Annotated in this window: 1 protein-coding gene; it reads left to right on the top strand. The window is 71.0% G+C overall.

The annotated features are described in order from the left end of the window. Positions 1–79: 79 nt before the first annotated feature. Positions 80–317 (top strand): hypothetical protein (locus tag OEB96_RS00175; protein ID WP_266213352.1); only part of this gene is annotated, 238 nt, incomplete at its 3' end.

The raw sequence follows: 317 nt of genomic DNA, 5'->3' as shown, positions 1-317 counted from the left end.
CCGAACGACCTCGCACGAGGGTTCGGGGCGGTGCTCGGTGGGAATGACGTGGTGCTTTGAACAAGGAACGAGGTACGTGATGAGCAAGTGGCTATGGTTGATGGGAGTTGCGGGAATCGGGACGGTCGCGCTCGCGGCTGGGAGCTCGACGAGCCCGGCCGGCAACGGTGGCTCGAGCAGCGGCGGCGGGAGCTCGGGCGGTGGCGGTGATGCTCCTGTGCCTGGGGGTGGTGGTGGCGAGACGCCCCCGCCAGGGGGCGGCGGGACGCCCGAGCCCGGCGGAGGGCCCACTCTCACGCCCACCGAACCAAAGCCCG

The organism is Paraliomyxa miuraensis (genome assembly GCF_026337845.1).
Taxonomy (GTDB): Bacteria; Myxococcota_A; Polyangia; order Nannocystales; family Nannocystaceae; genus Paraliomyxa; species Paraliomyxa miuraensis.
The sequence above is the reverse complement of the archived record's forward strand: the minus strand, read 5'-3'. Positions and strand labels throughout refer to the sequence as shown.